This window comes from Qipengyuania marincola, assembly GCF_029688625.1.
Classification (GTDB): Bacteria; Pseudomonadota; Alphaproteobacteria; order Sphingomonadales; family Sphingomonadaceae; genus Qipengyuania.
Genome location: NZ_JARULC010000002.1, coordinates 566,896 through 592,700, shown reverse-complemented (window position 1 = coordinate 592,700; position 25,805 = coordinate 566,896). Strand labels below are relative to the sequence as shown.

The following is a 25,805-nucleotide window of genomic DNA, read 5'->3' as shown; positions in this document are numbered from 1 at the left end:
CCGGATGCGCGACTCCGGAGCCAGGGGGTCGCCGCTTCGCCAACCGCTGCTCGACCGCATCCGCGCGCGCCTGCCTGAACCGCTCAAGGCGCGCGCCTTTGCGGCGCTGGCCGACAATCCGGCTCTGCGACACCTTGCGCTGGGCAGTGACGGGATCGTCGCGAGCCGGGGGCTGCGCTTTGACTTGCGCGGCGGGCACGAGCGCCACGCCGCTTCCCTTCTGGTCGGTCTCTACGAGCGCGGCGAACGCTACATGGCCACGCATTTCTACGATGGCACGCACGATGTCGTGGAGCTGGGCGCGTCGATCGGGGTGATCTCGTGCGAACTCGCGCGGCGCCGGTCGGCAGGCAAACGGCAAATCTCGGTGGAAGCCGAGCCGTCGCTCGCGGCACGCGCCCGCCGCAATCTCGAGCTCAATGGGTTTGGCGATGTCGTGGTCGAACAGTTTGCCATCGATTACAGCGGCGCTCAGACCGTTCGTTTCGCAGCCGGCCGCGGCCTGTCCGGCAAAGTATCGGACGATGGCAATGTCGAGGTGCCAACGCGAACGCTGTCGCAGCTGCTCGAAAAGCACGCGATCACCTGCTTCGATCTGGTCATGGATATCGAGGGGGCGGAAGATGCCGTGCTCGCCCACGAGAGTGGCGCGCTGCAAAACTGTCGTCGAATCCTGCTCGAAGCGGGTGAGCATTTGCTCGGTCCCGAGGGCACGCCGCCGGTCCTTGCAGAGCTCGGCTTTCGTCAGATTTATCGGCACGATCTGTGTGCGGCATTCGAACGCGCGCCCTGATGGCAAGGTCGCAGGAAACCTTCGCCGCGGCCAAGCATAATAGAACTACAAGTACAGATTCGGAGACAGTCGCTCTGCCTCCGGCCCGAGGATCTCTGCGCCACACCCGGCAGGGTCACCTGCTTGACGTTTACGTAAACGCAAGGTAGGTGGGCGGCAGACTTTTTCGAGAGGAAGGAATTCGCATGAAAATCCTCGTCCCCGTCAAGCGGGTGATCGACTACAACGTCAAGCCGCGCGTCAAGGCGGACGGGTCGGGCGTCGACCTCGCCAACGTGAAGATGAGCATGAACCCGTTCGACGAGATCGCCGTCGAGGAAGCTATCCGCATCAAGGAGGCGGGCAAGGCCGAGGAGATCGTCGCGGTCTCGATCGGCCCGGCGAAGGCGCAGGAAACGCTGCGCACCGCACTCGCGATGGGCGCCGACCGCGCGATCCTCGTTGAAACCGACGACGATCTCGAGCCGCTCGCCGTCGCCAAGATCCTGAAGGCGATCGCGGACGAGGAACAGCCGGGCATCGTGATGCTTGGCAAGCAGTCGATCTCCGACGACAGCAACCAGACCGGGCAGATGCTCGCGGCGCTGATGGACCGGCCGCAGGGCACTTTCGCCAACACGGTCGAGGTCGACGGCGACAGCGTCACCGTGAAGCGCGAAGTCGATGGCGGCCTGCAAACGGTCAAGCTGACCCTGCCGGCCATCGTTACCACCGACCTGCGCCTGAACGAGCCGCGCTATGCCTCGCTGCCCAATATCATGAAGGCAAAGAAGAAGCCGCTCGATACGAAGACACCGAGCGACTTCGGTGTCGACACCGCGCCGCGTCTCAAGACCACCAATGTCTCCGAGCCGCCGGTTCGCCAAGCGGGCGAAAAGGTCGAGGACGTCGATGCGCTGGTCGCCAAGATGAAGGCCATGGGTATCGCCTGAGCGGACCCGCGGAATAAGGATTTACTGACATGAACACTCTGGTTCTGGTCGAACATGACAACACGTCCGTCGCCGACGCCACGCTTGCCGCCGTTACTGCTGCAGGCAAGCTGGGCGAAGTTCACGCTCTCGTGGCGGGCGCGAATTGTGGCGGCGCTGCCGAAGCGGCTGCCAAGATCGCGGGCGTTTCGAAGGTGCTCAAGGCCGACGATGCGGCGTACGAACACCAGCTGGCCGAAAACGTCGCGCCGCTCGCTGCCAAGCTGATGGACGGCTATGACGCTTTCGTCGCTCCGGCTACCACCACCGGCAAGAATATCGCACCGCGCGTGGCAGCCCTGCTCGACGTGATGCAGATCTCGGACATCCTCTCGGTGGAAGGCGACAAGACCTTCACCCGTCCGATCTATGCGGGCAATGCCATCGCTACGGTCGAATCCTCGGACGCAAAGCTGGTGCTGACCGTACGCGGAACGGCCTTCGACAAGGCAGAAGCCGAAGGCGGATCGGCTGCGATCGAAGAGGTTTCCGGCACTGGCGATGCAGGCATCTCGTCTTTCGTCGGCGAAGAAATGGCCCAAAGCGACCGGCCCGAGCTCACCAGCGCCAAGGTCATCGTTTCGGGTGGTCGCGCGTTGAAGGATTCGGAAACATTCGACCAGGTCATCACCCCGCTGGCCGACAAGCTGAATGCCGGGATCGGCGCCAGCCGCGCCGCGGTGGATGCAGGCTATGTCCCCAACGACTACCAGGTCGGCCAGACCGGCAAGATCGTGGCTCCGGAAGTCTACATCGCCATCGGCATTTCGGGCGCGATCCAGCATCTCGCCGGGATGAAGGATTCCAAAACCATCATCGCCATTAACAAGGACGAGGATGCTCCGATCTTCCAAGTCGCAGACATCGGCATTGTCGGTGATCTGTACAAAATCGTGCCGGAATTGACCGAAAAACTTTGATCCTCGCCACTAAGCCGATAAATATCCCTCCGAAGCATCCAAGCTTCGGGGGGATTTTTACATGAGCCGCATCGAATCAGTTTCCGCCGCATTCACGCTTGCGGCTGCGACTGCACTTACAATGCCTTCTGCGGCTACGGCGAATGCAGCAGCGTCCGTCCTGGAGCCTGCCAGCAATTGGCACCTCGACATGGCAGAACACAAATGCCGGTTACTGCGTATGTTCGGACCGGAAGATGCCCGGACAGCATTCTACCTCGAGCAGTGGGAACCGTCGCGGGCAGCGACTTGGGCAGTCGCCGGTCCTCTCGTCGACGACTACCGGATTGGCGAAAAGGCAAGTTACGCCTTCGGTCCGGGTGGAGACCAGGGCGAAATCGAAGTCAGGGATATGGATTTGGGCGAATTCGGTCGGCTTGTGACCGCTTCGAGCCCGATTGTCGCTTCTTCCGAAAAGATATCGGACGAGAGTGAGGACGAGCGGGATTGGTCGAGCGATCCGGTCGGGCTCGCGGCGCTGGATGCGCCGCCTGCCAAACCCATCGAGCGCTTTACCCTGAGCCAGAAAGGGCGCGCTGATGTGCGGCTCGACCTGGGTCCGATGGACAAGGCGCTCGCAGCGTTGAACATGTGCACGGAAGATCTGGTGAAGCATTGGGGCTTTGATCCCGAACAGCAACGCCATGTCGTCAGCCCGCCTCGGATCACGAACATGGAACAGGTCGTAGACACCATCCAGCGGGAATATCCCTTCAAGGCCTTGCGTACGGGTGCGCAGGCCTACTTCATGCTGCGTATGACAGTGACTGCCGACGGGACTCTCGAGGATTGCGTGATGGTGAACCAGACGGTGGCTGATCGTTTCGGCGAGTACGACAGCCCCTGCGGTGTCATGCGGAAGAAAGCCGTCTTCGAACCCGCCAAGGATGCCAAAGGCAATGGAGTCCGCTCCTATTACCTCAACCGGATTTTCTATCGCATCGGGTAGCGCTTAAGCCCTTGGTCAAAAGAAGGTCTCGCTTACGAAGTGGATCGTGAGCCCGACAAGACCACCGACCATCGTGCCATTGATGCGGATGAACTGGAGATCGCGGCCCACTGCGCTCTCTACCCGATCGGTTATCGTCTGCGCGTCCCAGCGCCGCACGGTTTCCGATACGAGACGCACGATCTGGTCGCCATAGCGGGTGGCGATGCCGACGGCGGTACGGCGGGCGAACCGGTTGACTTGCCGCTGCAAGCGCTCGTCGTCGCGTAGCGCAGCACCAAGCTCTCCCAGCGTCTCGCTGACATAGCTCGAGCCCAGCCCGCCGGATTCGCGGATCGTCTTGATGAGGTTGGCGCGCAGGCGCTCCCACACGCCCTGCCACCATTCGGCAATGGCCGGGTTGTTGAGCAATTCGCGCTTCATCCGCTCCACCCGCGCCTGCAACTCGGGATCTTCGCGCAGCCCGGTGGCAAATTCCTGCAAGCCCTCTTCGATCTTGTCGCGCAGCGGATGATCGGGATCGACCAGCACTTCCGCCAGCAGCTTGTAGAGGCCATCGATCACTGAATTGGCCAGGCGCTCGTCGAGGCCAGTAAAACGCAGGATCGCATTGGCGCGCTTGTGCACCATATCGCGCACCAGCTCCTCATTGTCCTCCAGCACGAGCCCTGCCCAGCGAATGATCTTGTCGATCAGCAGCTTGTGGCGACCATCGGCAATCATCGCATGGAGCATGCCACCCAGGAGCGGCGCGATTTCCAGCTTGTCGAGCTGAGACTTGATGCCCGTGCGCACCTGACCGCCGAGCCTGTCGGGATCGAGCGATTCCAGCACTTCCACCGCCAGTTCGCCCGCGCCGAGCCGGATGCGCGTATCGCGGGTGGCCTTGGGATCGGCAAGGTAGCTTCCCACCGCCTTGGCGAGGTTCATCGAGCCCATGCGCCGTCCGACCACCGCCGGGGTCAGGAAATTCTCCCGCAGGAAGCCGGCCATGGTGTCGGCGATGCGGTCCTTGTTTTCGGGAATGATCGCAGTGTGCGGAATCGGGAGGCCCAGGGGCCGGCGGAACAGGGCGGTCACGGCAAACCAATCGGCCAGCCCGCCGACCATGGCCGCCTCGGCGAAAGCGTGGAGATAGCCCCAGGCCGGATGCAGCTCGAGATAGCGCCCAGACAGGAGAAACAGGGCCGCCATCAGCACGATCAGGCCCGTCGCGGTGCGCCGCATGGCGCGCGCGCGGTCGGGAGTGTGTTCGATCTCAATCTTCAAAAGGAAGTCTTCTCTGTCGATTCTTTCCCAAAAATTTGCGCTGAGTGAGATTTGGAATACGATAACGGGTGACCAAATTGCGTCGCGTCAAATCTATTGAAAGGAGAGTCCATATGCCCAGAAAGATCTTTAGCGTTTTTGCTGCATTGTCACTGGCGAGCGTCCCGATTTATGCAGCCTCTGCATCGGATCGTGAGCCGCCATCATTTTGCTATCAGAACGCAGGCGGAGATATTGTCCTGCGCATTTTGCAGGCAATCTATTGTTGAGCACAACCTGAGCAATCATCCTTCCCAAGCCGGATTGCGGTGTTGGCACGCCACTCCGCTTTCCGGTCCGGGTCGCCAGCTGCATACATATCCCGACTATTTGCGCCCGTTCATTCGGCAGGCTCGATCTCCGTTGCACGATCTGGTCCTACCTTGCGCGTCTCATCGCCGGGGCGGTACGTCAGCAAGCGATTGCGCAGCCACGGGCCGACCCGCTTCTCGAAACCGTCAGCAAGGCTGAAGCCTGCCGGAACGATCAGCAGTGTCAGGATCGTCGACAGGATCAGCCCGCCGATTACCATCGTTCCCATCGGCGCCCGCCACGCGCCGTCGCCGGAACCCAGGACCCCTGAAAGCGACACCGGCACCATGCCCGCCGTCATCGCGACGGTTGTCATGACGATGGGTTGCGCACGCTTGTGTCCGGCATCGACGATAGCCTCCATTTTGGCGACGCCAGCCTCCATTGCCTCGATCGCGAAATCTATCAGCAGAATGGAATTCTTGGACACGATGCCCAGCAGGAGCAGAATACCAATAAGGACCGGCATCGACATGGGCTGTCCGACAAGCCACAGCAAGAAAACGCCGCCCAAGGGGGCAAGGGCGAGGGAGGTCATGTTCACCAACGGGCTCATCACGCGCTTGTAGAGCAATACCAGAACCGCGAAGACCAGGAAGATCCCGGTCGGGAGTGCGACCGCGAAATTGTCGAGCAGTTCTTCTTGCGATTCATCCTGCCCTACGGAGTCGCGGATCACACCTTGTGGCAGATCCTGAAGCGCAGGCAGAGCGTCGATCTCTTCCATTGCATTTCCGCGCAGAACGCCATCAGCGAGGTCAGCGCCGATAAATACGCGCCTGTTCTGGTTGTAGCGCTGAATGCTTGTCGGGCCCGAGGCAAACGTAATGTCCGCTATACGCCCCAAGGGAACCGAAGCACCGGATGAGGTCGGTACGGGAAGGTTTTCGATGGTGACAAGATTTTCGCGCGCTGCTTCGGGAAGCCTGACCCGTATAGGAATCTGCCGATCGGAAAGCGAGAAGCGTGCCGCATTCTGCTCGATCTCGCCCATCGTCGCAATCCGGATGGTCTGAGCGACGGCAATCGTCGACACACCCAGTTCGCTCATCAGTTCTGGACGTGGTCGAATGACAATTTCAGGCCGCCTGACATCTGCGGTAATCCGAGGCGCGACGATGCTGTCGAGAGACTTCATCTGCTCGACCAGGTCCGCCGCTGTCGAATTGAGCAGAACCGGGTCGGATCCCGCGAGCATCACGGTGAGGTCACGCCCGCTTCCGCCGCCCCCGGGCCCGTTCATCGATTGGAACCTCACCCGCGCATCGGCGATCTGCGCTAGCTGAGGGGCAAGCTGGCGCTGCAACTCGACCGAAGTTCGCTCACGATCGTCGCGCAACGTCACGAAGATTGACGCATTGCCCTCTCCGATCCGCTTGAGCGCAAGTTCGACCTCTTGCTGATCGTACAGCAATCCGGACACCTGGTTGGTAACGCGCTTTGTGGACTCCAAAGTGGTGCCGGGGACCATCTCGATTTCGACGCGTACGTTACGGTCGTCGGTGTCGGGGAAGAACTGGAACGGTAACTGCTGGAAGAGCAGGATCGTCAGCAAGAAAGAGAACCACCCCAAGCTGATCATCCAGAAACGATGGTCGTACAGACGCGCGTGCAGATATTTCCAGGAGTCGCCGAGACGCGCCCCGATCAGCCTACACAGCATGCCGATACCGGCCAGAAGGAGGACGCAAGCAAAGAGGCCAACGAGCACCGAAACGGTGAGCTGCACGAATTGGAGAGGCTTCTCGATCAGCGTGTAGAAAAAGGACTGAGGATCCTCGACGATACCGGAAGCAATCGTGGACGGCACTTGCGCCTGTTCCAGTACGCCGAATACGGAGATCACCACTCCGCCAGAGACGACGATGAGGGCGAGTATCACCAGGAACAGGCTGAGGATATAAAGCCAGCGATGCTTCGGCGACGCCAGTCCATCGCGCATCCGATTGGTCGCCGAGCGGTCAAGCGACCAGCGCAGGACGTCCATATAGCGATCCATCCACTTGCCCTCGCCGTGAGCCCCGGTCCCCTTGGCCTTCATGAAGTAGGCGGCAAGCATCGGTGTGATCATGCGCGCAACAGCGAGGCTCATGAGTGAGGCAACAACGACGGTAAGGCCGAAGTTCTTGAAGAATTGTCCTGATATGCCCGGCATCAGGCCGACAGGCAGGAAGACCGCGACAATGCACATGGTCGTCGCCACGACCGGCAGGCCGATTTCGTCCGCTGCGTCGATGCTGGCCTGATAGGCGGTCTTCCCCATACGCATATGGCGCACGATATTCTCGACCTCGACAATCGCGTCGTCGACAAGAACGCCCGCAACCAATGCGAGTGCGAGCAGCGAGAGCTGGTTTAGGTTGAAGCCAAGCAGGTCCATGAACCAGAAGGTGGGGATTGCCGAAAGCGGGATGGCGACAGCGGAAATGAAGGTTGCTCGCCAGTCGCGCAGGAAGAAGAAAACCACCACGACAGCGAGGATGGCACCCTCGATCATGGCGGCCATGGAACTGGAGTATTGTTCCTCGGTGTAGCGAACCGTGTCGAACAGCGGGATGAATTTCACATTCGGATTTTCCGCCTGCATCTGGGCGATCTTCTCTTTCGCCTCCTCGTAGACGGTTACATCGGATGCCCCCTTGGCACGCGACATGTAAAAATTGACCACTTCCTTATCGCCCACCTCGCTGATGGAGGTGCGTTCGGAATAGCCATCGCGAACTGTCGCAATGTCGGACAATTTTACGGCGGTTCCGTTCGGCAACCGGATCTGTCGCTGGCCCAGCTCGAAAGCAGTATCGGTGTTGCCGAGCACGCGGACCGACTGCCGCGTTCCGCCCACCTCTGCCATACCGCCTGCCGTATCGAGGTTGTCCGTGCGCAAAACCTGATTGACCTGGCTGGCGGTGACACCAAAGGCTTGCATCTTCTGCAGTTCGAGAATGACTTCGATCTCGCGGTCAACCCCGCCCCAGCGCCCCGCTTCAGCCATGCCCTCGATCGAAAGCAGTTGCTTGGCCACGTAATCGTCGATGAACCAGCTGAGCTGCTCGATCGTCATGTCGGTGGCTTCGATGGCGTAAATGCCGAGGAAGCCGCCCGCAACTTCGACCTTGGTCACGCGGGGTTCGAGTATCCCGTCCGGCAGCGACCCGCGAATGGAATCCACGGCATTCTTCACCTCGGCAGTCGCGTCGTTCGGATCGATTCCCACCTGGAATTCGATGAAGGTGCGCGAATTGCCCTCGCTTGCAGTCGAACTGATCGTCTTCACGCCATTGAGCGAGCGGACTGCGCTTTCCACACGCTGCGTGATCTGGTTTTCGATTTCGGTAGGAGCGGCGCCGGGTTGCGAGATGTTTACATTGACGGCCGGAAATTCGATGTCCGGATTATTCACCACGTCCATGCGCATGAAGCTGATGAGACCGGCCAGCAGAAGCGCGGTAAACGCGACCAGCGGAATGGTCGGGTTCCGGATCGACCATGCCGATATATTGCGAAAGCCCATGTCCTAGCCCTCGCTGCCCTGCAGTTGCGGGCTCACGGTCTCGCCCGGGTTCAGGAATCCACCTGCGCGCAGGACAACCTGCTCCGTACCCGTCAGGCCCCCGGTCACGACAATTCCTTTCGGCGTGACCGCGCCGGTTTCGATCGCCCTGCGCTGCGCCGTATTGTCTGCGTCGATCACGTAGACGTAGGCACCGTCATCATCCGACAAGACCGCGCTCTCAGGCAGGATCGGTGCCGTGACCGTGCCGCTGACAATCCGTGCAGTGGCGAAACCGCCGGGGCGCAAAGCCGGGGCATAAGGCAGGGCGATCCGCGCCGTACCCTGACGATCCTGCTGGCTGATGAGCGGCGAGACCTGCCAGATCTGTCCGCTGAAAACCCGATCCGAACCCACAGGCGAGACCTCTGCCTGGGTGCCAACCGACACACGCGCCAAATCCGCCTCGCCCAGCCGGGCCTCGAGCTCCATTTCACCGCCGCGAGCGATGCGGAAAAGCGGCGGCGAGCCGGCGCTGACCGTCTGACCGACTTCGACGTTGCGCTCCAACACCAGGCCCGAAGCAGGGGCAACGATGTTCAACCGCGCGTTGCGCGCGCGCAATTCGCGCAGCTGCGCCTGGGCGACTCGCACGCGGGCGACCGCAGCGTCGCGCGTCGCGGTCAGTCGGTCGACGTCGGCGGTCGATACGAAACCACGCTCGACCAGCTGGAGGGCGCGGTCGAGATTGGCCTGGGCGAGATTGGCATCGGCCTGTGCGACCTGGATTTGCGCGGCAGCGCTCTGCGCCTGCTGCGACTGAACCGATCGATCGATCACTGCGAGGACCTGACCCTGCCGGACCCAGCTTCCCTCATCGACCGGGACGGAGGTGACGCGGCCACCCTCTCCCACGACGCCGACCGGCAGGTCGCGCCGCGCGGCAAGCGTGCCGGTAGCGGTGATGACGCCCTCGACAGAACTCGAACCGGGGCGAATGACCGTCACGGTCGGCAACTGGCTATCCTCGCCAGCACCTTCGTCTGCTGCGCCGCCGGAGAAGGCGTAATAGGCCGCAGCGATGATGGCCAGCAAAGCGATTGCTGCGATGATCCAGTAGAGACGATTGCGCGAACGACCGGGCTGCTCCGCACCCTCGACAGTGTCGCCGGGCGAAGCAAGGTCTGCATTGTCGGCCTGGAAGCCGGATTCGTAATTCATCGCCATATCGCCCCGGTACGCGTCAGATCTGATCGCAGTGTATTACATCGCTAGGTCACTAAGCGCAAGATACTAGCTCGATTGCGGTATCGCGGTCCCGGCATCCCGGCAATGCACCTATCGACCGAGGTGGACCGAGGCTGGACGAATGGCAAGTTCTGTGATGCAGATGCAACGAGGCCGGAGGTCTCGCGACCCCCGGCCCCACTATTGTCAAACCCGATGCGCTTTAGCGAACGCGACCGCGCTGCACGAGGTTCGCAATCGCCAGCAGGACGATCGCGCCGACAACGGCGATCAGAAGTCCCGTAAGCGAAAATTCCTGCACGCTTCCGCCGACGCCGAACAGCGGCCCCACGATAAGGTTGCCGACGACCGAGCCGACGCAACCGACGACGATGTTCCAGAAAATCCCCATCGAGGCGTCGCGATTCATCACCAGGCTGGCAAGCCAACCCGCCACGCCACCGACAATCAATGCAATGATCAAACCCATGATTTTCCTCCTGTTCACCCGCAATGCCGATACGCAGAGCGCGTTTTGGCAGCGGAAAGAGGCTCCCCTTTTCTGCGGAAGCTCAACAGGTAGGAGCGGATGGTTCGCGCTTTTGTTCCCGCCTTTGACGGGGAGACGGAAATCGCCGGCCTAGTATTTCAACTGGCGCTCGTAGAGATCGCGATAATGCTGGATCCGCGTCACCCGCAGGCCCTGCATGCCCGAGCGATCGACCGCCCGCTGCCAGGAAGCGAACTCCTCGAGGCTGAGACTGTAGCGCTCCAGAACCTCGTCGATGGTGAGCAGGCCGCCGTTCACCGCAGCTACGACCTCGGCCTTGCGGCGCACGACCCAGCGCTTGGTCTTGGGCGACGGCAAATCCTCAAGCGTCAGGGGCTCCCCGAGGGGGCCGATCACCTGCGCTGGGCGGATATCCTGGTTCTCAATCATTCCGTCTCTCGTTCGCCTGAGGTCGCATCGCCTGCGGTGCCACCTGGGCCTAGCGCGTCCAGTTTGCCATCGGTTGAAACATCGTGGTTAATGGCGTCTTCATGCTTTTCTCCGCCTTCGCGGCGAACATCTGCAAAGGCGGTAAAGCCACCTTCGAGCCTGTCGATCTCCTCGCGCAGCTCACGAGTCGCGGCCAGTCGCGCGACCAGGTCGGTCCAGCGGAAACGGCGTAAATCCGCGGTATCGCCGCGCTCCCCCAGATCAGCTCTTCGAATTTGCCCCTCGATCATTTTTCCGGGGATACACGCACATGGTGAACGAACCGTAAAACATGCGGTCGGGCAGGCTGCGCTGGCCTCTGGTGCCAAGCCCCCCCGCGGTGTATGGGGCCCGACATGCCCGAAAACATCGCCCTTTCGCCGGTTCAGGCAGCCGGACTGTTCGACTTGCCGCGTGCGGCTGAGCAGTGCCGCATCGTCGTCGCCATGTCCGGCGGCGTCGATAGTTCGGTCGTCGCCGCCCTCGCTGCCCGAAGCGGGGCCGAGGTCATCGGCATCACCTTGCAGCTCTACGATTACGGTGCCGCGACCGGGCGCAAGGGCGCATGTTGCGCCGGCGACGACATCGCCGACGCGCGCGCGGTAGCCCAGCGGCTGGGCATCGCGCACTACGTGCACGACCATGAAAGCGCCTTTCGCGAGGAAGTGGTCGAGAATTTCGCCGATGCCTACCTCGCGGGGCAAACCCCGGTACCCTGCATCCGCTGCAACATGGGGCCCAAATTCACCGACCTTTTCGCGATGGCGCGCGAACTTGGCGCGGACTGCCTCGCGACCGGCCATTACGTGCAGCGCCTCATGGGGCCGGCGGGACCCGAGCTTCATCGCGCGCTCGATCCGGCGCGAGACCAGTCGTATTTTCTCTACGCGACGACCGAGGAGCAGCTGGATTTCCTGCGCTTCCCCCTCGGCGGCATGCCCAAGCCAGATGTTCGCGCGCTGGCCGAGGAGGCGGGCCTGAGGACGGCTGGCAAACCAGACAGCCAGGATATCTGCTTCGTGCCCGATGGCGATTACGCCAAGATCGTGCGCAAGATGCGGCCCGAAGGCGCGCGCGCCGGTGCGATCGTTCATGCCACGACCGGCGAGGTGCTGGGCGAACACCGGGGCGTCATCCACTATACGGTAGGCCAGCGTCGCGGGCTGGAAATCGGCGGCCAGCCCGAACCGCTCTACGTGGTAGGCATCGATGCGGAACAGGCGCAGGTCCGCGTCGGTCCGCGCCGCCTGCTCGCCGTGTCCGAGGCCCGCGTCGTGGAGACCAACCGCATCGGGCCGCTCCCCGATGTACCGCTGACAGCCAAGGTGCGTAGTCTCGCCAAGCCGGTACCGGTCACGCTGGATGGCGGCCTTGGCGAAGGCTGCTCGAGCACCGTGCGGTTCAACCAGCCCGAATATGGCGTCGCACCGGGTCAGGCGGCGGTCATATATGCCGGCGAACGCGTGGTCGGCGGCGGATGGATCGAAAGCACGAAGCCCGTCGACGCCTGAAAACCGTGTGTTTTGGCGCAGACGCCCTTGCATCGTCGGATTCGTTCGCCAATGCCGGATGCCAATAAGGGTTCGAGGTCGGGAATGAGTGCGAAACGCGCATTGATAACGGGCGTGACCGGACAGGACGGGTCGTTCTTGGCGCGGTTCCTGCTCGACAAGGGGTATGAGGTACATGGCGTGAAACGCCGGTCCTCATCCTTCAACACCGGCCGCATTGAAGATATCTACGAAGATCCGCATCGCGAAGAACCGCAGATGCATCTGCATTTCGGCGATGTGACCGATGCGACAAATCTCATCCGGGTCGTTCAGGAAGTGCAGCCGCACGAAATCTACAATCTCGCCGCGCAAAGCCATGTGCAGGTCAGCTTCGAAACGCCGGAATATACCGCCAATGCCGATGGCCTTGGCACATTGCGCCTGCTCGAGGCGATACGCATCCTCGGTCTCGAACGTCAGACGCGGTTCTTCCAGGCCTCGACCAGCGAGATGTACGGGCTGGTGCGCGAGACACCCCAGAGCGAAACGACGCCATTCTATCCGCGCAGCCCCTATGCTGCGGCGAAAGTCTATGCGCACTGGATCACCGTCAATTACCGCGAAGCCTACGGCATGCATGCCAGCTGCGGCATCATGTTCAATCACGAGAGCCCCGTGCGGGGCGAGACGTTCGTTACCCGCAAGATCACCCGGGCAGCGGCGGCGATTTCGCTGGGCATCGAGGACCGCCTCTATCTCGGCAATCTCGATGCGAAGCGCGATTGGGGCCATGCGCGCGAATATGCCGATGGCATGTGGCGGATGGTGCAACAGGACGAGCCCGGCGACTACGTACTCGCCACCGGGGTCACCACGAGCGTCCGCGATTTTGCGCGCTGGGCTTTCGAGGACATCGGCATCAACCTCGAATTCCGCGGCGACGGCGTCGACGAAAAGGGCGTTTGCGCCGACACCGGCCGCTGCCTGATCGAGGTCGACCCGCGGTATTTCCGGCCCACGGAAGTCGATGTCCTGCGCGGCGATGCGAGCAAGGCCAGGGCGGAGCTGGGCTGGGAAGCAACCGTCCCGGTGCGCGACCTCGTGCGCGAGATGGTCGCGGCGGACGTCGCGCTCATCCGGGGCTGCTGACCGTGGCGCACTTCGCGCTGGGCGGCAAACGCATCTGGATCGCAGGCCATGGAGGAATGGTCGGCCAGGCGCTGATACGCCGCCTCGGGCACGAGCCGTGCGAATGCCTTACCGCCCCCCGCACAATCGACCTGCGCGAGCGCGCGGCTGTCGACCGCTGGCTTGGCGAGAACCGACCCGACGCAATTATCCTCGCTGCCGCGAGTGTCGGCGGAATCCTTGCCAATGCCACACGCCCGGCCGAATTTCTCTACGATAACCTCGCCATCGCGACCAATGTGATCGACGCCGCGCATCGTCACGACGTTGGCAAACTGCTGTTTCTTGGGTCCTCCTGCATCTATCCCCGCGATGCCGCCCAGCCGATTGGGGAAGAAGCCCTGTTGTCGGGTCCGCTGGAGCCCACGAACGAGGCCTATGCGATCGCCAAGATCGCCGGGCTGAAGCTGGCCGCCGCCTATCGCGCGCAATATGGTCGGGACTTCATTTCGGCGATGCCCACCAACCTTTACGGGCCTGGCGACAATTGGGACCCGGCGACCAGCCATGTCGTTCCGGCGCTGATCCGCAAGGCGCATGCGGCGAAGCTGGCGCAAGCGGGCAGCTTCTCCATCTGGGGCAGCGGAACGCCCCGGCGCGAATTTCTGCATGTCGACGACCTTGCCGATGCCTGCGTGATGCTGTTGCAAGACTATTCCGACGTCCGCCCGATCAATGTCGGTTCGGGCGAGGACATAGCCATTGGCGATCTCGCGAAGCTCGTGGCCGAGGTCGTCGGATTCGAGGGCGAGATTGCTACCGACCCTTCCAAACCCGATGGAACGCCGCGCAAGCTGATGGACAATTCGCGGATTGCAGCGATGGGCTGGACGCCGTCAATTTCGCTGCGGCAAGGGCTCGAGCAGGCCTATGCCGCATACCTCGCCGAAGCGAGCGCCTAACGCTCCCACTCGGCAAGAACGCAGGCATAGCCTTCGCGATAGGTCGCCGTGTCGGAAACGACCAGCGGGATCGATGCTGTCACGCTCTTGGCGACCGGGTCTTCCGACAGGCGGACCAGCTCCATTCCTTCGAGCTTGTCCTTTGCGCAATCTTCCAGGCTGCGGCCCGCAATGAAGCGACAGGAACAGGCGACATGGGCGGCATAGGCCGTGCCAGCCTCGCCGGTCTTTCGCAGTCCTTCGCCCCAGATGACCCATGCAATTGCGAGAGCCGCGGCGATGAGGAGCGCGAGCCACAGCCAGACACGCAGTCTGCCAGACCTGTTTTTGGCCGTTGCCAAGTCGGATTCCTTCATGCGAGTGACGCCCAATGCCCATGCGGACACGACCCCTTATCGCGCTTGCCCTTGCCGCCACAAGCCTTGCCGCATGCGGCAGTCCAGGCCCTGCCGAGGAACCGCCCTTGAGCGAAGAAGCGCTCGCGGCGGTCAAGGCCGATCCGGGTGCTCCGACCCAGGCACTGGCGCGCGAGATCGACCATCTGTTCACGCTCGACGATCTGGGCGAGACACGAGCGCTTGTCGTTCTGCACGGCGGCGAAATCGCGGCCGAGCGCTATGGCGAGGGCTACGGTCCGCAGACCCGCTTCGTCAGCTGGTCGATGGCCAAGACCGTGACCGCCGTGATGATCGGCATGCTGGTGGCCGACGGCAAGCTGCGCCTCGACGCGCCCGCACCGGTGCCGCGCTGGCAGCGTCCCGGCGATCCGCGCGCCGACATCACCTTGCGCCAATTGCTGCAGATGAGCGCCGGACTGGAACATACCGAAGCAGGCGACCCGCCGTACGAGAGCAGCGAAGTGCGCATGCTGTTCCTCGACGGGCGCGACGACATGGCGGATTACGCGACCGCCCAGCCGCTCGAGGCCGAACCGGGCGCGAAATTCGAGTATTCTTCGAACACCACCGTCATCCTTGCGGATATCGCGGCGCGCGCGCTGACCGACAATCCAAGCCCCGAGGCGCGGCGCAAGGCAGTGGCCGACTATCTCGATGCGCGTTTGTTTACCCCGCTCGGCATGAGCAGCGCCGTGCCCGAATTCGATCGCGCGGGAACGCTTATCGGCGGCAGCCTGATCCACGCCAATGCCCGCGACTGGGCGAAATTCGGCGAAATGCTGCGCAACAAGGGCTCGGTGAAGGGGGAGCAGCTGGTGCCACGTGCCTGGGTCGAAGAAATGGTCGAATCCAGTCCCACGGCACCCCATTACGGCCTGCAGACCTGGCTAAATCGCCCGCTGCCCGAAGGCGAGCAGCATCCGCTGTTTCCAAGCCGTGCGCCACACAGCGCCTTTGCCGCTATCGGCCATATGGGACAGTTCGTGTTTGTATCGCCGAGCCAGAAGCTCACCGTGGTGCGCCTCGGCCATTCCAATGCCGAGGAACGACGCGCCATGCTTCAGCAGCTGGCCGATATCATAGAGCTCTATCCCGCCAGCTAGGGAAGCAGGAAGCGCCCCTCCACCACGGTGACGCAAGGGCCTGAAAGCCACGCCTGCTCACCTTCACGGCGACATGTTGCATGCCCACCGCGCTGCGAGGCCTGGTAAGCGGTGAAACTGTCGCGACCAAGCCGTTCGGTCCAGAAATGCGTCAGCGCAGCATGGGCCGATCCGGTGAAACTGTCTTCGTCCACTCCCCCGCCGGGCACGAAGACCCGGCTGACGACATCGACATCGCCACCCTGCGCAGTGCAGATGAACTGGTCGTTCCCCAACGCGCGCAAGCCGCGCATGTCCGGGTCGAGGCCTGTGACCGCAGCCGCGCTGTCGAACAGGTAGATGCCGTACCCATCGGGATTGAGCCACACTTCGCGGGGCTCGGCACCCAGCAGGACAACGGCTTCGTCCCACGAGCCCGGCTCTGTCGGGATAAGCGGCAGGCCGAGCTCATATCCAGCTTCCGCGCGGCGGACCTCGAGATTGCCCGCGCGCCGCGTGTGGAAGGTCACCCGATCGCCGCCATCGCGAGTCAGCAGGACATGGCCGCTGGCGAGCGTGGCATGGCCGCACAGGCGCACTTCCTCGGTCGGCGTGAACCAGCGCAATTCATAATCCGCCTCGCCGTTCTCGTCGGGAACGACGAAGGCGGTCTCGGCGAAGTTGTTCTCCTCGGCAATTGCCTGCAGCACAGCATCATCCAGCCACTCATCAAGCGGCATCACCGCAGCCTGATTGCCGGCAAACGGCCGGTCGGCGAAGGCATCGACATGCCAGTAAGGCAACGCCTTGGTCATTCGTCCCGCTCCAGTTTGGCGAACTCATTATCCTCGACCAGCGGATTGTCCGGCTCGTCGACATGGCCCTCGGGGTCGATATGGATCAGCAGCTCGAGCCCCGGAAACCGTTCGCACAGGTCAGCCTCGACCCGCTCGATGATGTCATGCGCTTCCTCGACCGTCATGATCGGTGGCAGGTCGACATGGAACTGCGCAAAGTCGCGATGGCCGCTCGTCCGCGTGCGCAGGTCGTGCAAGTTGGACAGCTCCGGGTGGCGCGCCGCGGCCTCGACGAAAGCGAGCCGCTTTTCCTCGGGCCACTCGCGATCCATCAGATCGTCGACCGCATCGCTGGCCCCGCGCCATGCGCCCCACGCAAGCCAGGCCGCGATCGCGAGGCCGAACAACGGATCGGCCTGACCGAGCCCAAGATACTGGTCGAGCACCAGCGCCGCGATCACCGCGAGATTGAGGAAGAGATCGGATTTGTAGTGAAGATGGTCGGTCTGAATCGCAAGGCTGCGCGTCCGGCGCATGACATAGCGCTGCCAGCCGAGGAGCGCGAAGGTCAGCGCAATGGCGATGAGCGAAACCGCGATGCCCTCCTCCGCTGCGGCTGTGTCGGCTCGGCCTGACAATTGCATGATCGCCCGCATCGCAATGCCGAAGGCCGAAAGCGCGATCAGCATGACCTGGAAGATCGCCGCCAGCGCCTCGGCCTTGCCGTGGCCGAATCGGTGGTCCTCGTCCGCAGGCATGGACGCGATCCACACGCCGGTGAGCGTGGCGAGGCTGGCGATCAGGTCGAGCGCGGAGTCTGCTAGACTGCCGAGCATGGCAGTCGATCCGGTGCGCCAGCTGGCCCAGCTTTTCAGCGCAACCAGGATCACCGCCACCGTGATCGAGGCAAAGGCCGCAGACCGGGCCAGCGTGGCGCGATTATCGGTCATTGCCGATGCCTCATGGATATAGCAGCGTGTTGTCCCACGCCTCGGTCGCGCTTTCGCGGGTGAACAGGCGGCGGTCATGCAGGCGATACTCGCGATCCTGCCAGAATTCGATCCGACGCGGGCTGAGCCGGAAGCCGGTCCAGTGTGGTGGGCGCGGGATGTCGCCTTCGGGATAGCGGTCTTCCAGCGCCGCCACCCGGTCGAGATAGACCTGTCGGTCGGGCAGCGGACGCGACTGGTCGCTGGCAGCAGAGCCGATCTGCGAGGCGCGCGGACGCGAGTGGAAATAGTCGTCAGCCATGGCCTCGCTCACCTCCTCCAGCGGTCCTTCGATGCGAATCTGGCGGCGCAGGCTTTTCCAGTGGAACAGCAACGCGGCGCGCATGTTGGCCTGGATCTGCTCGCCCTTGCGGCTTTGCGCATTGGTGTAAAAGACGAAGCCCCCGCCTTCGCCCTGATCGACACCCCGTGCCTTGAGCAGGACCATGCGAACCGATGGCATGCCGTCTGGCGATGCGGTGGCCAGCGCCATCGCATTGGGATCGTTGGGCTCGCTCGCCTTGGCCTCGCCGAACCACACCTCGAAAAGCGAGAAGGGGTCGGTTTGCGGTATTGCGCTTTTATCGGTCTGCATCGGGCGAATCCTACGGAATGAAACTCGGTTGAGGAGCAAAAGGCTCCTGCGTCCGTTCGGGGCAGGGAACCGGCACAAACTGGAGAAAATCGCTGTCCATCCCAAGCCCCCTATCCGCTTCGTTGCGCGCTGGAAACCGCCCGCGCTTGCGCGGCGACGCTGTTGCACCTAGCTAACACGCTCCATGGCTACGAATTCCCGCGATCCCTATTCGATCCTCGGCGTTGCGCGCGGCGCCACCGAGAAGGACATCAAGAGCGCCTATCGCAAGCTCGCGAAGGAGCTCCATCCCGATCGCAACAAGGACAATCCCAAGGCAGCCGAGCGCTTCAGCCAGGTGACGCAGGCCTACGACCTGCTGTCGGACAAGGACAAGCGCGCCCAGTTCGACCGCGGCGAGATCGATGCCGATGGCAATCCCGCCAATCCCTTTGCCGGCATGGGCGGCGGATATGCCGGAGCCGGGCCGGGCGGCCAGCGCGGCTATCGCGCGGAGGATTTCCAGGGCTTCGGCAATGACGGCGTCGACCTCGGAGATATTTTCGAAGGCCTCTTCGGCGGCGGTCGCGGACAGCGCAATTCGGGCATGGGCGGCGGACCATTCGCCGGTGGCGGCGCGCGACGCCCGCCGCCGCGCAAGGGCGCGGATATCGCCTATCGCCTGCGCGTGCCCTTCGTCGAAGCCGCCACGCTGAGAGACCAGCGGATAACGCTGGCCGACGGCAAGACGATAGACCTCAAGCTGCCCAAGGGGGTCGAGAACGGCACGCAGATGCGTCTCAAGGGCAAGGGCGAACAGGGGCCTGCCGGCCCTGGCGACGGGCTGGTGACCATCGAGATCGAGCGCCATCGCCTGTTCCGGCGCGAGGGCGACGATGTCCGCTTCGACCTGCCGATCACGCTCGACGAGGCCGTCAATGGCGGCAAGGTGCGGGTGCCCACGGTCGATGGCCCGGTGATGATGACGATCAAGCCCGGCACGCATGGCGGCACGGTGCTGCGGTTGAAGGGCAAGGGCTTCACGCAGAAATCCGGAGCCCGCGGCGACCAGCTTGTTACGCTGGAAATCCAGCTACCCGACAATCTCGACGAGCTTGCAAAGCGGCTCGAAGGCTGGAAGGACGAGGGCGACCCACGCAGCAAGCTCGGGGTATAGATATTTGAGTGCGAAACCGCTCCCCAGCGAGCAAGAACGCGAAGTCCAATCGCTGTCGCCCGAGGCGCGCCGCAGCGAGGCTCATTCGCTGAGGGGGCATGTGGTTCGTCGAATCGGGCCCGGCACCCGCGCCTGGGAGGTTATGAAGCGAACCGCTGTCGGCACGTTCAACGACGGCTTCATCCATGCCGGAAACCTCGCCTATCTGGCAATGTTCTCGATATTCCCTTTCTTCATTCTGGGTGCCGCGCTGTTCTCTCTGTTCGGCGAGGAGAGCGACCGGGCGGCGTCCATCAACGCGATCCTCGTCACCCTCCCGCCCAGCGTCGGCAATGTCATCGAACCGGTCGCGCGCGATGTCATCGATTCGCGCAGCGGCTGGTTGCTATGGGCCGGCGCGCTGGTCGCCCTGTGGACCGTCGGCAGCCTGATCGAGACGATCCGCGACATCCTGCGGCGTGCCTATGGCACCAAGATGACGCATGCCTTCTGGAAATACCGCCTGTTCAGCACCGGGGTGATCATCGCCGCCGTTCTGCTGCTCATGCTGTCGCTCATCGCGCAGGTCATCATCGGCGCGGCGCAGCAGGTGATCGAGGCCTATTTCCCGCAATTCATCGATCACGTGAACGATTTGCGCCTGTCGCGCATCGTGCCCGCGCTGGGCCTGTTCGGCTCGCTCTACCTGATCTTCTACACGCTGACCCCGTCGCGTTACCGCAGCCGGCAGTATCCCAAGTGGCCCGGGGTGCTGTTCACGACCATCTGGTGGATCCTCGTCACATCGCTGCTGCCGGCGGTCCTGCGCAGTTTTTTCAGCTACAATCTCACATACGGCAGCCTTGCCGGGATCATGATCGCGCTGTTCTTTTTCTGGCTTGTCGGGCTCGGCGTGGTTATCGGCGCGGAATTGAACGCAGCGCTCGCTGAAACGCCCGAGGAAAAGGCGCTGGAGGCAGACGGCGAAAAGGCGGAGGTGAGCACATGACCGGATTGATGGAAGGCAAACGCGGGCTGATCATGGGGCTCGCCAACGACAAGTCGCTCGCCTGGGGCATCGCCAAAAAACTGGCTGAACACGGGGCCGAGCTGGCGTTTTCCTATCAGGGCGAAGCGCTGAAGAAACGGGTCGCTCCGTTGGCCGAACAGCTGGGCAGCGATTTCGTGATCGAATGCGACGTGTCCGACATGGCGGCGCTAGACCGAGCGTTTGCCACGCTGAAGGACCGCTGGGAAACGCTCGATTTCGTGGTCCATGCAATCGGATTTTCGGACAAGAATGAACTGCGCGGGAAATATGTCGATACCAGCCTCGACAACTTCCTGATGACGATGAACATTTCCGCCTATTCCCTCGTTGCGGTGACGAAGCGGGCGGCCGAAATGATGCCGAACGGCGGTTCGATCGTGACGCTGACCTACTACGGCGCGGAGAAGGTCATCCCGCACTATAACGTCATGGGTGTCGCCAAGGCGGCGCTGGAAACAAGCGTGCAATATCTGGCGAACGACCTCGGCCCGCAAAACATTCGCGTCAACGCAATCAGCGCCGGGCCGGTGAAAACGCTGGCCGCGAGCGGAATCGGAGACTTCCGGTATATCCTGAAGTGGAACGAGCTCAATTCGCCGCTCCGGCGCAATATCACGATCGACGATGTCGGTGGATCGGGGCTCTACTTCCTGTCCGATCTGTCATCCGGCGTCACCGGCGAAACGCATCATGTCGATGCAGGCTATCATGTCGTCGGGATGAAGCAGGAAGACGCCCCGGACATCGCGCTCGACAAGAACTGACCGGTTCCCCGCTCAGCCTTCGGGCGGGCGGGCGAGATCGTCGATCTCGCGCACTTCCTCTTCGGTTTCCACTTGTGCGGCCTCGTCGGGCGTTTGGCCGGCGCGCTCGCGCTCGAGCCGCTCCATATATTCGCGTTCAATCATTTCGACGCGCTCCTGCTCGGCTGCGGCTTCCGCATCGATGCCTTCGAGCCGTTCGGCGCGCGCTTCCGCCACCAATTGGCCAAACCGGACTTCGGACGAATTCTCGCGATCGGCATAGGCTTCGCGGATCAGTTCCTGCGTGCATCCGGTGAAGCCGCCAGCGCCGACCGGGGAGCATGACATGATGCCCGACTGGCCGACATATTCGAGCTGTTCCACCCGCTCGGCCCAGGCGCGGTTCGCCGGATCATCGGAAAAGCGCAGGCGCTCGGGGATGCGATACCGCTCGTTCTCACCTTTGCGGGCACAGACCACGATGACATCGGGGGTGCTTTCGGGACAGGCATCGTCGCCATAGACGATGACCATATTGTAGCTGTCGTCGCCGGTCTCGACCGGCGTTTGCGCCGCCGCGGGCGCAGCGAGGGTAGCAGCGCCAAGCGCTACGGTGGCCGGGGCGAGCAGCGAAAGAAGCTTGGTCATCGTATCCTCGTGAGATTTCCTGATCGTCGCAGATTAGCTGCAACGGCACTGAACTGTCCATGAAGCGCGCGAAGCGCCCTGCGTGTTCCCTCAAACACGCTCCGAGATGCGGATCGCCGCGCGGCATCCGGCGCGGATGACAGCCGACATCAGCGGATAGCCCGGCGCGCGCTCCGCGCCCGCGGCCAGCGCGGCATCGCGATGCTCGCGCTCGTCTTCGCGGAACTCCTCGATCATCGCGGCCAATTCCGGATCCTCTCCGGTTTCCATCAAACGATCGAGCTGGCGCGAATAGTGATCGTCGATTTCCGTCTCGACCGCGGCGGTACAGGCCATCGCCGCCTCCGGGCCGATCAGCGCCGTGACCGCACCGAGCGCGAAGCCCGCGCGATCCCAAAACGGCTGCAGGAGCGTCGGCCGCACGCCGCGGCGCGCCATCAGCGCATCGAATTTTTCCCGGTGGCCGGCTTCCTGCTCGGCCATGCCCGCGATTTCCGCCGAGTCCGGCCCGCGATCGCCCATGACTGCCAGCTGGCCGGCGTAGATGCGTGTCGCGCCGAACTCGCCCGCCTGATCCACGCGAATCATCCGGGCGATATGATCGGGCAGTTTCTTCGTATCGGGGCTCATGTCCGCCTGTCCTTTCCGAGCAAGACCAGGATCGCGATGCCGGCGGCGGTCGAGATCAGGAAATTGTAGCCTGCCAGGCTGATGCCGAGCAACGTCCAGGCCGGTTCGTCGCAGCGCACCAGCGGTGTGTTCATGATCGAATCAAGCGCGCTGCCGCCGTCATCGGCAACGATTGCCGTGCAGGAGGTGATCCCTTCCCACCAGCCATATTCGACGCCAGCATGAAACAGGCCAATTGCCCCCGACACAAGAATCGCGATTGCGGCGAGGCCCGTCCACAGGCGCTGTGGCGGAACCGCGAAGGCCAGCAGCGCCACGCCGACTGCCGCAAAATGGGGCCACCGCTGCCACCAGCACATTTCGCAAGGAAAGAGGCCGAAGCCATACTCGGAAACGTAGGCACCGCCCAGCAACAGGGCCGGAACGGCAAGGGCCAGAGCGCGGGCGAGCCGCGATGGGGGAGACAGGCTCATGCCCAGCCGTTTACCTTACCTGGCGCGGCGGGCAACCGCATTCGGCGAGGTCCGACGCAGGGTTTCGAGCGCATAATGCAGCTGGAAATCTTCGATGCCGCGTTCCTCGAGCTCCTCGGCCGTCAGCTGGAAGCGCGGATCGTCGCGCTGGTCGCGCTCCATCGCCTCGTCGGCGAGGCCCGCCTCGTTCACGAGATGGCCGCGCAAATCCGATTCGCGCATCGTGAAGCGCGAGCGCTTGGCCAGATCGGGGTCGGACAGCTGCGGCACGGCGATGTCGGGCTTGATCCCGCCTTCCTGCACCGAATGACCAGACGGCGTGTAATAGCGTGCAGTCGTGAGCTTGAGCGCGGCGTCGCGGCCGAGCGGGAGAAGCGACTGGACGCTGCCCTTGCCGAAGCTGCGCTGGCCCATCACCACCGCGCGACGGTGATCTTGCAGCGCACCAGCCACGATTTCCGAGGCCGAAGCGGACCCCTCGTCGATCAGCACGATGATCGGAATATCCTGCGCGATGTCGCCGCGAAACACGGTCTCGGCGTCGTAATAGATGTTCTCGCCTCGCGCGCGGCCGCGCTGCGACACGATACGGCCCTCTGTCAGGAACAGGTCGGACAGCGCCACTGCCTCGTCGAGCGAGCCGCCGGGGTTGGAGCGCAAATCGAGCACCAATCCGTTCAAGCGGCCGGTCGCCTGGTTCTTCAGATCCTCCCACGCGGCGAAAACGTCGCTGCCGACATCGCGCGAGAATTCGTTGATCATGATGTGGCCGATATTGCCGTCTTCGAGCTCCCAGGTAACGGGTTCGAGTTCGATGACACCGCGCGTCACGGTCACGTCGAAGGGCTCGTCGCGGCCCGGACGGAAAACGGTCAGACCGATCGAGGTTCCTTCCGGCCCGCGCATCTGCGCCACAGCTTCGTCGAGGCTGCCGCCGACGATCAGCTTGCCGTCGAGGTGCGTGATGAAATCGCCCGCCTTCAGCCCGGCCTTGTCAGCGGGACTGCCGCGGAAGGGCGAAATGATCTTCACCGCCCCGTCTTCCATCACGACCGAAAGGCCGAGACCGGAATAGTTGCCGTCGATCATCGTTTCGAGGCGTTGAAGATCGCTGCCGTCGAGATAGCCCGAATGCGGATCGAGCGAGGAAAGCATGCCATCGATCATGCCGCGGATCAGCTTGTCGTCGTCGACCTGCTCGACATAGCTCGACTTGATCCGCTGGTAGACCGCCATGACCTTGGCGAATTCAGGACCCGCCCGCCCTTCCACCTGCGCCATGCCCGCAGTGGTCGCGGGGATGATCGCCACGGCGGTGACGAGGGCGGCGGACCGAAGCAGGGCGGCAAGTTTCATCGGGCGGGAGACTCCAAAATTCACGGCTCAGTGTATCGCGCAGCGCCGCTTAATGCCAGATGAGTGGGCATGAGCGGCTTGTGAAGGCCAAATCGACGGACGACCTAGCGCAGGTAGTCGAGCGGGTTCACCGGGTCGCCGTCACGCCGCAATTCGAGGGCGATCTCGCGCGCCTCCCCTCCGGCGCGTCCGATGGGCGACCCTGCGGCGACTTGCTGGCCAACTCCCACATCGAGCGCCGCCAGCCCGGTCACGAGGCTGGTCCATCCGTTAGCATGCTCGACGATCACGATACGGTCGTAGCCCCGGTAGGGTCCGGCAAACACGATCCGTCCTGCCGCAGGCGCTACCGCTTGCGCTCCCTCGCGCGCAAACAGGGTGATGCCGGACTGGCGCGGAACACCTTCGGCAGCCTCGCCGAACCCGCGGACAACTTTGCCGGCAACGGGCAGGAGATAGCGGTCGGGCGGTGCGGTCGCGCGTGCCCGCGGAGTGGGCGGAGCGGTGCGGCGAGCCTGTCCCGGATTGTCCGGACGAAGCAGCGGTCCCGGCAGGGCAGCCAGTTCCTGCCGCAACGATCCAGCCTGCTCGATCTGGCCGACCAGCGCATCGAGATCTCGTGCCTGTTCCGCCAGCACGAGCGCACGTTGTGCTTCGCGCGCGGCACCGCCCGACGCCGCGCGGGCGGCAAGCCGTTCGCGCCGCGCGGCTGCCACGAGATTTGCGCGCCTCTGCGACAGCTGCGCCTCCGCCTCCCGCCGGTCGGCCAGCGCGGCGCGCGCCTCGGATTCCAGCGAACGCGCACGATCAAGCTCGCCACGCAGAGCCGCAGTCCTGATCCGTACCTGCGGTATCGCACTGTCCAGGACCGCGCGCGTGAATACCAGATCGCGCAGCGAGCCCGGCTGCAGGGCCGAGAGCGTAAGCGGACGGCGCGACATGCTCTGCAAGGCGCCCGTCAGCCGGACGAGCGGTTCGCGGCGCTCGGCCAGGCGGCGGTCGAGCTTCCGACGTTCCGACACCGCGATCGCTTCGCGCGCCTCGGCACTGGCAATCGCCGCTTCCGCTTGCTGGACTCGCGCAGCAAGTGCCGCAGCTTCGTCGGTTGCCTTGTCGGCGGCTTCGCGTGAGCGGGTGGCGCGCTGCTCAAACCGCTCGGCTCGCGCACGAGCGTCACGCTGCAAGTTGCGCGCAGTCTCGAGGGCCTCGCGCGCGGCGCCCGCATTCTCGAATTGCGCGCCGGACCGGGCCCCGAGCGGCTCGAACGCAGCCGCGACAAGGACGATGGAAGCGCACAGCAGAAGGAGCGAGGCGAGCCGGATCATGACGTCATGTCT

At 63.3% G+C, this 25,805-nt stretch carries 26 protein-coding genes; 11 read left to right on the top strand and 15 right to left on the bottom strand.

Annotated elements, in window-relative coordinates:
* The first annotated feature begins 4 nt into the window (after positions 1–4).
* From P8Q88_RS08170 to P8Q88_RS08155, 4 genes are all read left to right on the top strand, one after another.
* Positions 5–793: an FkbM family methyltransferase gene (locus P8Q88_RS08170; RefSeq protein ID WP_278323354.1), complete on the top strand. Its 789-nt coding sequence runs from the start codon at positions 5–7 to the stop codon at positions 791–793.
* Positions 794–978: 185 nt separating this feature from the next.
* Complete coding sequence (locus P8Q88_RS08165) at positions 979–1,725, top strand: electron transfer flavoprotein subunit beta/FixA family protein (RefSeq protein WP_278323353.1); 747 nt, start codon at positions 979–981, stop codon at positions 1,723–1,725.
* Between the two features lie 29 nt (positions 1,726–1,754).
* A complete protein-coding gene (locus P8Q88_RS08160; protein ID WP_278323352.1) occupies positions 1,755–2,684 on the top strand; it encodes an electron transfer flavoprotein subunit alpha/FixB family protein in 930 nt (309 codons plus the stop codon).
* Between the two features lie 61 nt (positions 2,685–2,745).
* Positions 2,746–3,672 (top strand): energy transducer TonB, encoded by a 927-nt coding sequence (locus P8Q88_RS08155; RefSeq protein ID WP_278323351.1) that lies wholly within the window; start codon positions 2,746–2,748, stop codon positions 3,670–3,672.
* 15 nt (positions 3,673–3,687) lie between these two features.
* Here the strand turns inward: P8Q88_RS08155 and P8Q88_RS08150 are convergent, their stop codons facing one another.
* The 6 genes from P8Q88_RS08150 to P8Q88_RS08125 all read right to left on the bottom strand — a co-directional run bounded on the left by P8Q88_RS08150 (position 3,688) and on the right by P8Q88_RS08125 (position 11,239).
* A complete protein-coding gene (locus tag P8Q88_RS08150) occupies positions 3,688–4,899 on the bottom strand; it encodes a DUF445 domain-containing protein (RefSeq protein ID WP_278323649.1) in 1,212 nt (403 codons plus the stop codon).
* A gap of 421 nt (positions 4,900–5,320) precedes the next feature.
* On the bottom strand, positions 5,321–8,803 hold the full coding sequence (locus P8Q88_RS08145) for an efflux RND transporter permease subunit (protein ID WP_278323350.1): 3,483 nt from the start codon (positions 8,801–8,803) through the stop codon (positions 5,321–5,323).
* 3 nt (positions 8,804–8,806) lie between these two features.
* Entirely contained in the window at positions 8,807–10,003 is a 1,197-nt protein-coding gene (locus tag P8Q88_RS08140; RefSeq protein WP_278323349.1) for an efflux RND transporter periplasmic adaptor subunit, read from the bottom strand.
* A 229-nt stretch (positions 10,004–10,232) separates the two neighbouring features.
* Positions 10,233–10,499, bottom strand: a complete 267-nt coding sequence (locus P8Q88_RS08135) for a GlsB/YeaQ/YmgE family stress response membrane protein (RefSeq protein WP_278323348.1) — start codon at positions 10,497–10,499, stop codon at positions 10,233–10,235.
* A 150-nt stretch (positions 10,500–10,649) separates the two neighbouring features.
* Positions 10,650–10,949, bottom strand: coding sequence for a CtrA inhibitor SciP (sciP, locus tag P8Q88_RS08130; RefSeq protein ID WP_278323347.1), 300 nt, complete (start codon positions 10,947–10,949; stop codon positions 10,650–10,652).
* Positions 10,946–11,239 (bottom strand): hypothetical protein, encoded by a 294-nt coding sequence (locus P8Q88_RS08125; protein WP_278323346.1) that lies wholly within the window; start codon positions 11,237–11,239, stop codon positions 10,946–10,948. Before P8Q88_RS08125 ends, sciP begins: the two co-directional genes overlap by 4 nt.
* A 105-nt stretch (positions 11,240–11,344) precedes the next feature.
* Between P8Q88_RS08125 and mnmA the strand changes: the two genes are divergently transcribed.
* The 3 genes from mnmA (at position 11,345) to P8Q88_RS08110 (ending at position 14,571) form a co-directional block, all read left to right on the top strand.
* Positions 11,345–12,499 (top strand): tRNA 2-thiouridine(34) synthase MnmA, encoded by a 1,155-nt coding sequence (gene mnmA / locus P8Q88_RS08120; protein ID WP_278323345.1) that lies wholly within the window; start codon positions 11,345–11,347, stop codon positions 12,497–12,499.
* An 84-nt stretch (positions 12,500–12,583) separates the two neighbouring features.
* Positions 12,584–13,630: a GDP-mannose 4,6-dehydratase gene (gene gmd / locus P8Q88_RS08115; RefSeq protein WP_278323344.1), complete on the top strand. Its 1,047-nt coding sequence runs from the start codon at positions 12,584–12,586 to the stop codon at positions 13,628–13,630.
* A complete protein-coding gene (locus tag P8Q88_RS08110; RefSeq protein ID WP_278323648.1) occupies positions 13,627–14,571 on the top strand; it encodes a GDP-L-fucose synthase family protein in 945 nt (314 codons plus the stop codon). Before gmd ends, P8Q88_RS08110 begins: the two co-directional genes overlap by 4 nt.
* On the opposite strand, the gene P8Q88_RS08105 is transcribed toward P8Q88_RS08110, so the two are convergent.
* On the bottom strand, positions 14,568–14,912 hold the full coding sequence (locus P8Q88_RS08105) for a hypothetical protein (protein WP_278323343.1): 345 nt from the start codon (positions 14,910–14,912) through the stop codon (positions 14,568–14,570). The genes P8Q88_RS08110 and P8Q88_RS08105 overlap by 4 nt on opposite strands.
* 29 nt (positions 14,913–14,941) lie before the next feature.
* On the opposite strand from P8Q88_RS08105, the gene P8Q88_RS08100 reads away from it, so the two are divergent.
* Entirely contained in the window at positions 14,942–16,072 is a 1,131-nt protein-coding gene (locus P8Q88_RS08100) for a serine hydrolase domain-containing protein (RefSeq protein ID WP_278323342.1), read from the top strand.
* Here P8Q88_RS08100 and P8Q88_RS08095 read toward each other — a convergent pair.
* The 3 genes from P8Q88_RS08095 to pdxH are packed head-to-tail and all read right to left on the bottom strand — an operon-like array spanning position 16,069 to position 18,432.
* Positions 16,069–16,866 carry a PhzF family protein gene (locus tag P8Q88_RS08095; protein ID WP_278323341.1) on the bottom strand — a complete coding sequence of 266 codons (798 nt, stop codon included), beginning with the start codon at positions 16,864–16,866 and terminating at the stop codon, positions 16,069–16,071. The two genes, P8Q88_RS08100 and P8Q88_RS08095, sit on opposite strands and share 4 nt — an antisense overlap.
* On the bottom strand, positions 16,863–17,798 hold the full coding sequence (locus tag P8Q88_RS08090; RefSeq protein WP_278323340.1) for a cation diffusion facilitator family transporter: 936 nt from the start codon (positions 17,796–17,798) through the stop codon (positions 16,863–16,865). The genes P8Q88_RS08095 and P8Q88_RS08090 overlap by 4 nt, the downstream gene beginning before the upstream one ends.
* A 10-nt stretch (positions 17,799–17,808) precedes the next feature.
* The gene (gene pdxH / locus P8Q88_RS08085) at positions 17,809–18,432 is read right to left on the bottom strand and encodes a pyridoxamine 5'-phosphate oxidase (RefSeq protein WP_278323339.1); all 624 of its coding nucleotides are present in this window, start codon (positions 18,430–18,432) and stop codon (positions 17,809–17,811) included.
* Positions 18,433–18,616: 184 nt separating this feature from the next.
* Here pdxH and P8Q88_RS08080 point away from each other — a divergent pair, with 184 nt between their 5' ends.
* The 3 genes from P8Q88_RS08080 to fabI all read left to right on the top strand — a co-directional run bounded on the left by P8Q88_RS08080 (position 18,617) and on the right by fabI (position 21,382).
* Entirely contained in the window at positions 18,617–19,588 is a 972-nt protein-coding gene (locus P8Q88_RS08080) for a DnaJ C-terminal domain-containing protein (protein ID WP_278323338.1), read from the top strand.
* 142 nt (positions 19,589–19,730) lie between these two features.
* A complete protein-coding gene (locus tag P8Q88_RS08075; RefSeq protein ID WP_278323337.1) occupies positions 19,731–20,576 on the top strand; it encodes a YihY/virulence factor BrkB family protein in 846 nt (281 codons plus the stop codon).
* Positions 20,573–21,382: an enoyl-ACP reductase FabI gene (gene fabI, locus P8Q88_RS08070; protein ID WP_278323336.1), complete on the top strand. Its 810-nt coding sequence runs from the start codon at positions 20,573–20,575 to the stop codon at positions 21,380–21,382. The genes P8Q88_RS08075 and fabI overlap by 4 nt, the downstream gene beginning before the upstream one ends.
* A 12-nt stretch (positions 21,383–21,394) precedes the next feature.
* On the opposite strand, the gene P8Q88_RS08065 is transcribed toward fabI, so the two are convergent.
* The 5 genes from P8Q88_RS08065 to P8Q88_RS08045 form a co-directional block, all read right to left on the bottom strand.
* Positions 21,395–22,009 carry a hypothetical protein gene (locus P8Q88_RS08065; RefSeq protein ID WP_278323335.1) on the bottom strand — a complete coding sequence of 205 codons (615 nt, stop codon included), beginning with the start codon at positions 22,007–22,009 and terminating at the stop codon, positions 21,395–21,397.
* Positions 22,010–22,099: 90 nt separating this feature from the next.
* A complete protein-coding gene (locus tag P8Q88_RS08060; RefSeq protein ID WP_278323334.1) occupies positions 22,100–22,639 on the bottom strand; it encodes a demethoxyubiquinone hydroxylase family protein in 540 nt (179 codons plus the stop codon).
* The gene (locus P8Q88_RS08055) at positions 22,636–23,112 is read right to left on the bottom strand and encodes a disulfide bond formation protein B (RefSeq protein WP_278323333.1); all 477 of its coding nucleotides are present in this window, start codon (positions 23,110–23,112) and stop codon (positions 22,636–22,638) included. Before P8Q88_RS08055 ends, P8Q88_RS08060 begins: the two co-directional genes overlap by 4 nt.
* 15 nt (positions 23,113–23,127) lie before the next feature.
* A complete protein-coding gene (locus P8Q88_RS08050; RefSeq protein ID WP_278323332.1) occupies positions 23,128–24,468 on the bottom strand; it encodes a S41 family peptidase in 1,341 nt (446 codons plus the stop codon).
* Between the two features lie 104 nt (positions 24,469–24,572).
* Positions 24,573–25,793, bottom strand: coding sequence for a murein hydrolase activator EnvC family protein (locus tag P8Q88_RS08045; RefSeq protein WP_278323331.1), 1,221 nt, complete (start codon positions 25,791–25,793; stop codon positions 24,573–24,575).
* Between the last annotated feature and the right edge of the window lie 12 nt (positions 25,794–25,805).